Raw genomic sequence first — 5839 nt, forward strand, 5'->3', positions numbered from 1 at the left:
CTCCCAACACACATGTCTTCGGTAGTGGTTCCATGCCCTTCACGGCCCTACTCTGGCCCCGTGCGAATTGGACCCACAAAATAATTTTTTGACGGAGACATATTTATTTCCGATCCTGAATCCGTCACGATTCCCCTGTCTGACAGTTTCAGCACCTTTCTGGCTGAAAGCCTGGACTGCCTGACATTCTGGAAGTCGGACCTCCGACGACCCCCGAGCGGGAGCCCCCAACATGCGCCTCACCCCTGCTTTTCGGCCTGGTAGTGGATGCAGCGAGTGGTCAACCCCCACCACTTCACGCAAACCCCTGACGTCGGTCCTGCTGACGGGGGCGCTCATCGCCCTCGTGGGTTGCGGCGCGATGCCGGAGGACGCCGCGAGTGAGGCCCGCTTCGCGTCGGTGGATCAGGCACAGCAGGTGGACAACGGCATGACCCTGAACGGCATGACCCTCAACGGGATGACGTTGAACGGGATGACGTTGAACGGGATGACGCTCAACGGGCTGGCCACCGCGAGCTTCAACGACTGGTTCAACCAGAACGCGGACGCGGCCATGGTGATGGCGTACGTCGTGAAGTGCGCGGTGCCCGAGGGCGAGACGCGCACCTTCCAGTCCACGGCCACGGGGACGAGCTACACGTGGCAGGGCAGCCTGGGGCTGGCGCCGGGCTGGTCCTCCGGCAAGCCCGCGACGGTGGCGGAGCAGCAGGTGGTGAGCGCGTGCCTGGCGGCGCACGCGAACAAGTACGGGATGCACATCCCGCTGTCCGCGCTGGGCCGCACGGCGTCGGGCGCGGAGGTCGCCTGGTCCGCGGAAGAGCTTTCGCTGTTCAGCGAGAAGGAGGCCTGCTTCTTCGGCAACCTCTTCGCGAACGAGGGCCTGTTCGCGGCGCGCGACCGGGACTTCAGCACGGCGGAGAGCTCCACGCGCGCGTGTGGCCTGACGCTGAAGGCGGACACCTGCGCGCCCATCACCAACATTGGCAGCTGCGCGCAGTTCTGTACGAAGAGCGACCCGAGCAAGCCCTACTACACGCAGTGCACGTACAACGGGAAGACGTACCCGGTCATCACCACGCGCGTGCAGCCGGTGGAGCTGTTCCGCTGCGGCGACGGCGTCTGCCAGTTCACCGAGAAGCCGGGCTCCGGCAACACCGCGGACAGCTGCCGCGCGGACTGCGGCGCCTGAAGCCCGACGTACCGCCCGCGCGCGCCTGGATTTCCCAGTGGAAAATGACAGCTGGGATGTGAAGCCGCGCGGTGTCGGCCCGACGTCACCCCGTACTCGCGCACAGCTTGCCGGGCACGAGGCGGCGGTGTTGGATGGTCCTCCGCAGGCCGCGCCCGAAGTCGGGGACCCCCGCCACGAGGAACGGTGACGGCCTCGGATGGACGTGTGGGTGGGAGCGGGCCGCGATGACGTTACGAGCGAAGGTCGGGCGGTTGACGGTGATGGCGCGGCGGCGGGGCACGCTCCGTCAGGCCTTCGAGCGCCTGGGCCCCGGCCCCGGGTCCCAGGCCCGGTGCGCCGTGGAGACGCCCTGCGCGGACAACCGGCTCCTGGAAGAGACGGTGCGCGAGCGCACCGCGGCGCTGGAGGCCGCCAACGCGAAGCTGTCCAGCAGCCTGGAGCAGCTGCACGCGACGCAGACCCAGCTGCTCTTCGCGGACCGGCTCATCGCGCTGGGGCGCATCGCGGCGGGCGTGGGTCATGAAATCAACAACCCGCTGGCCTTCATCCTGAGCAACCTGGAGTACATCCACCAGGAGCTGCAGCAGAAGGAGCGCCTGTCGGAGCAGGACCGGCAGGAGATTCTGGAAGCGCTGGCGGAGACGCGCGACGGCGCGGAGCGCATCCGGCTCATCGTGCGGGATTTGCAGACGCTGTCGCGCGCGGAGGACGTGGGCAGCGGGCCCGCGGAACTGGCCGCGGTGGTGCGCACGGCCGCGAAGATGGCCATGCACGAACTGCGGCACCGCGCGCGGCTGGTGGTGGAGTGCGAAGGCGTGCCGCCGGTGCAGGGCAACGGCTCGCGGCTGGGGCAGGTGTTCCTGAACCTGCTGCTCAACGCGGCGCAGTCCATCCCCCCGGGCAACGCGGAGGGCAACGAGGTGCGCGTGGTGGCGCGTCCCGGTGAGCCCGGCCACGTGCTGGTGGAGGTGCGCGACACCGGCTGCGGCATCGCGCCGGAGCACCGCGAGCGCATCTTCGACCCCTTCTTCACCACCAAGCCGCTGGGCGTGGGCACGGGGCTGGGGCTCGCGGTGTGCCATGGCATCGTCACCTCGCTGGGCGGCACGCTGACCATGGAGAGCGCGCCCGGCCGGGGCAGCGTCTTCCGCGTGACCCTGCCGGTGGCGGGCGCCTTCGTGCAGGCGCAGCGCTCGCAGGCCGACTGGACCTGATCAGCCCTCGCGGGGCTTCACCCCGAGCGAGCGCTGGAGCATCCCGCCCAGCACCTCGCGGAACTTCGCGTCCGAGCCCGCGTCCGCCGGGTGGCCCATCACGGGCAGCAGCATCTCGCGCGCGAGCATGAACCACTGCGACGCGCACAGCGCCACGATGAGCGTCATGTCCACGGTGTCGCGCGACGGCGGCGGCGTGCCCTGCGCCTCCGCCACGCGGCCGGACTGGAACTCCAGCGCGTCCGCCAGCAGCCGCAGCCCCTGGGCGGGGGCCAGCGGCATGTGCTCGGCGCGGCCGCTGAGCAGCGCCCAGGCCATCAGCCGGCCGTGCCTTCCCTGCTGGACCATGGAGAAGAAGCGCTCCAGCAGCTGGCCTGCGTCCGGCGGCGCCTCCGCCGCGAGCAGCTGCTCCCGGAAGGACGCGACCATCAGCTCGTTGCGGCGCAGGAGCACCTCGCGCACCAGGGCCTCATAGGTGCCGAAGTAGTGCGTGACGAGCGCGTGGCTCACCCCCGCCGCCTTCGCCACCGCCTGCAGCCCCACCCGGTCCGGCCCCTGCTCCACCAGCAGCGGCTCGGCGGCCTGGAGGATGGCCTCGCGCGCCTCCTCCGGGGTGCGGCGCTTGCGCCGGGCCGGAGCGCGGCCCTGGGAACGCTTGGTTGCCATCAGCCGCACATCCTAATCACCGGGCTTCGTCGTTCAATGCACGGACACTATTGTCAAAGTTGACAACAACTCCGGACGGGCCCTATCCATGGGGTGTCCGGGGAGGTCCGTGATGCTGATGCTGCTGCCTCAGAGTCCGTCGCTGCCGGTGCTGTTCCTGGGGGTCCTGCTCATCTCGGGGACGCTCAAGCTGCTGACGGTGGTGGGCGGGTGGCTGGTGTGGCGCACGCGGTGGGCGGCGCGCTTCCGGGTCTACCGGCGGGAGCTGTCCCAGGGGCAGCTGCGCAGCGAGGCGCTGGCGGCGGCGGGCGTGGTGCTGACGGACGCGGTGCTCATCGGGACCTTCCGGTCCTTCACCGGCCCCCTGTACGGGCCCTTCAGCCTCTCCACGGCGCTGTGGTCGTACGCGTGGATGTTCGTGGGCTTCGAGGTCTGGTTCTACGTGACGCACCGGCTGCTGCACCTGCCGCGCTTCTACCGCTTCCACGCGCAGCACCACGTCGCGCAGGTGACGGAGCCGCTCACCGCGCTGTCGTTCTCCGTGGTGGAGCGGGTGGTGCTGATGGGCGGCGGGCTGGGCATGCACTTCGCGGCCATGCACCTGTTCCCCGGCTCGCAGGTGGGCGTGCTGGCCTACATGCTGACCAACTACGTCCTCAACGCGTTCGGGCACGGCAACACGGAGTGGCTGCCCAAGCGCTTCGTGACGTCCTGGGTGGGCCGCGTCCTCTTCACCCCCACGTTCCACGCGCTGCACCATGCGCGCTACCGGGGGCACTATGGCCTCTACACCGTGGTGCTGGACCGGTGGTTCGGCACCGCGTTCCCCGACTATCCCCAGGTGCACGCGCGCGCCCGGGATGGCGAGGGGCTGACGCGCATGGGAGAGCGGCTGGCGGTGCCGCCCCCTGCCCCTTCCGTCCCCGCGGTGCCCGAGGCGCGTCAGGCGCTCTGAGGTCCGGCGCGCCCCGACGTCCCACGGCGGTCCTGGAGGGCCAGCGGCCGTGGGCCGACGGACAGTCCGGGCGGAAGACGACGCCCGGGAGGGATGGCATCCGGGGGGGCCGGACCTACAATCGGGCGGTGCACTCACGGCAGGACGTGATCATCATCGGCGCGGGCGCCAGCGGGACGCTGCTCGCGGCCAATCTCTTGCGGGGCGCCCGTTCGCCCCTGCGCGTGGCCCTGGTGGAGCGCGGGGAGCGGCTGGGGCGGGGGGTGGCGTACTCGACCACCAGCGCCCGTCACCTGCTCAACGTGCCGGCCGGCCGCATGAGCGCGTGGGTCGACGACCCGGAGCACTTCGTGCGCTGGCTGCGCGTGGAGTCGCCGGACACGCCGCCGTCCGCCTTCGCCGAGCGCCGCCGCTATGGCCAGTACCTGGAGTCCCTGCTGAAGGACACCGCCGCGCGCGCCGCGCCGGGCGTCCGGTTGGAGACGCCGCGCGCGGAAGTGACGGCGGTGGAGGACACGGCGGACGGCGTGCGGGTGACGCTCGCGAATGGCCAGCGCCTGGAGGCGCGCAGCGGGGTGCTCGCGCTGGGCAACGCGCTGCCCGCGGACCTGCGCGTGCCGGATGGCGGGCTGTACGCGAGCCCGCGCTACCACCGCTCGCCGTGGATGGCCGGGGCGCTGGAGGGCATTGGTTCCGGGGAGTCGGTGCTGCTCATCGGCACGGCGCTCACCATGGTGGACACGGTGCTGTCGCTGGGCGAGCGCGGGCACCAGGGCCCGGTGCACGCGCTGTCGCGGCACGGCCTGCTGCCGCACCCGCACCGCGCGCACGGCGCGAAGACGCCCGCGGCGGCGGAGCCCCTGCGCATCCGCGAGCTGTTGCGCTCGGTGCGCCGGGAGATGGACCGCTGTCGCGACGCGGAGACCGCGTCCCCTGACGCGGAGGACGTGGTGCCCTTCAGCACGCTGCGCGTCCGCGACGTGCTGCGCACCCTGCGCCAGGAGGTGGACGCGCAGGCGGCGGCGGGCGCGGACTGGCGCGCGGCGGTGGACGCGCTGCGGCCGGTGACGACGCCCCTGTGGCAGCGGCTGTCGGAGCCGGAGCGGCGGCGCTTCCTGCGCCACCTGCGGGCGTACTGGGAGGTGCACCGCCACCGCATGGCGCCGGAGATTCACGACGTGCTGGACGCGTGGCGGCGCGACGGACGGCTGGTGCTCCACGCGGGCCACGTGCTGCGCTTCGAGCTGGAGCCGGACGCGGTGGCGGTCCACCTGCGCCCCCGGGGCGCGCGCGAGCCCCGGGTGCTGCGCGTGCAGCACGTCATCAACTGCACCGGCCCCGAGTCGAACCCGGCCTCGCGCGGCCAGCCCGTCATGCGCGGCCTGCTGGAGTCGGGCCAGGCCCGCCCGGACGCGCTGGGCATGGGGCTGGCGACGGCGTCCGACGGCGCGGTGCTGGACGCGCGCGGCCAGCCGTCCCCCCACCTCTTCACCCTGGGCCCGACGCGCCGGGGCGACCTGTGGGAGACCACCGCCGTGCCGGAGATCCGCTCGCAGGCCCGCGACCTGGCGGACCTGCTCCTGCGCCGGCTGGGCGAGTCCCGGACCGCCACGTCCGAAGCGGCCTCCACCGCCGCACCTTGAGCGACAGCGTCACCCACACCTGCCTGCCAGGTAGCGGACCTGACAGGCGCGAGTGGGCGTCCTGCTCGCCAGCTGACGGCGCCTCCGGGGGGAGGCTGTAGGGCCCTGGCGTTTCGTGCGACATTCCGGGCCCCCCTCCTGGAGTCCCATCCCGATGGCCCTGAAG

Annotated in this window: 5 protein-coding genes; 4 read left to right on the forward strand and 1 reads right to left on the reverse strand. The window is 71.9% G+C overall.

Features of this window, described 5'->3' with window-relative positions:
* Window positions 1-361: 361 nt before the first annotated feature.
* Window positions 362-1192, forward strand: coding sequence for a hypothetical protein (locus D7X55_RS34465; protein ID WP_233610244.1), 831 nt, complete (start codon window positions 362-364; stop codon window positions 1190-1192).
* A 227-nt stretch (window positions 1193-1419) separates the two neighbouring features.
* Window positions 1420-2409 carry a sensor histidine kinase gene (locus D7X55_RS34470; protein WP_121725268.1) on the forward strand — a complete coding sequence of 330 codons (990 nt, stop codon included), beginning with the start codon at window positions 1420-1422 and terminating at the stop codon, window positions 2407-2409.
* Here D7X55_RS34470 and D7X55_RS34475 read toward each other — a convergent pair whose 3' ends face one another.
* Window positions 2410-3075 carry a TetR/AcrR family transcriptional regulator gene (locus D7X55_RS34475; RefSeq protein ID WP_121725269.1) on the reverse strand — a complete coding sequence of 222 codons (666 nt, stop codon included), beginning with the start codon at window positions 3073-3075 and terminating at the stop codon, window positions 2410-2412. It lies immediately after the preceding gene.
* A 118-nt stretch (window positions 3076-3193) separates the two neighbouring features.
* On the opposite strand from D7X55_RS34475, the gene D7X55_RS34480 reads away from it, so the two are divergent.
* Together D7X55_RS34480 and D7X55_RS34485 are read left to right on the forward strand one after the other, a co-directional pair.
* The gene (locus D7X55_RS34480; protein ID WP_233610245.1) at window positions 3194-4030 is read left to right on the forward strand and encodes a sterol desaturase family protein; all 837 of its coding nucleotides are present in this window, start codon (window positions 3194-3196) and stop codon (window positions 4028-4030) included.
* A 128-nt stretch (window positions 4031-4158) separates the two neighbouring features.
* Window positions 4159-5673 carry an FAD/NAD(P)-binding protein gene (locus D7X55_RS34485; protein WP_120546016.1) on the forward strand — a complete coding sequence of 505 codons (1515 nt, stop codon included), beginning with the start codon at window positions 4159-4161 and terminating at the stop codon, window positions 5671-5673.
* Window positions 5674-5839: the final 166 nt, after the last annotated feature.

The organism is Corallococcus sp. AB049A (genome assembly GCF_003668885.1).
In the GTDB taxonomy this organism is placed as follows: Bacteria; Myxococcota; Myxococcia; order Myxococcales; family Myxococcaceae; genus Corallococcus; species Corallococcus interemptor.

Coding starts and splice junctions, on each gene's coding strand:
- D7X55_RS34480 (WP_233610245.1), top strand. CDS start 3,194: ATGCTGCTGCCTCAGAGTCCGTCGCTGCCGGTGCTGTTCCTGGGGGTC.
- D7X55_RS34470 (WP_121725268.1), top strand. CDS start 1,420: ATGACGTTACGAGCGAAGGTCGGGCGGTTGACGGTGATGGCGCGGCGG.
- D7X55_RS34465 (WP_233610244.1), top strand. CDS start 362: ATGCCGGAGGACGCCGCGAGTGAGGCCCGCTTCGCGTCGGTGGATCAG.
- D7X55_RS34475 (WP_121725269.1), bottom strand. CDS start 3,075: ATGGCAACCAAGCGTTCCCAGGGCCGCGCTCCGGCCCGGCGCAAGCGC.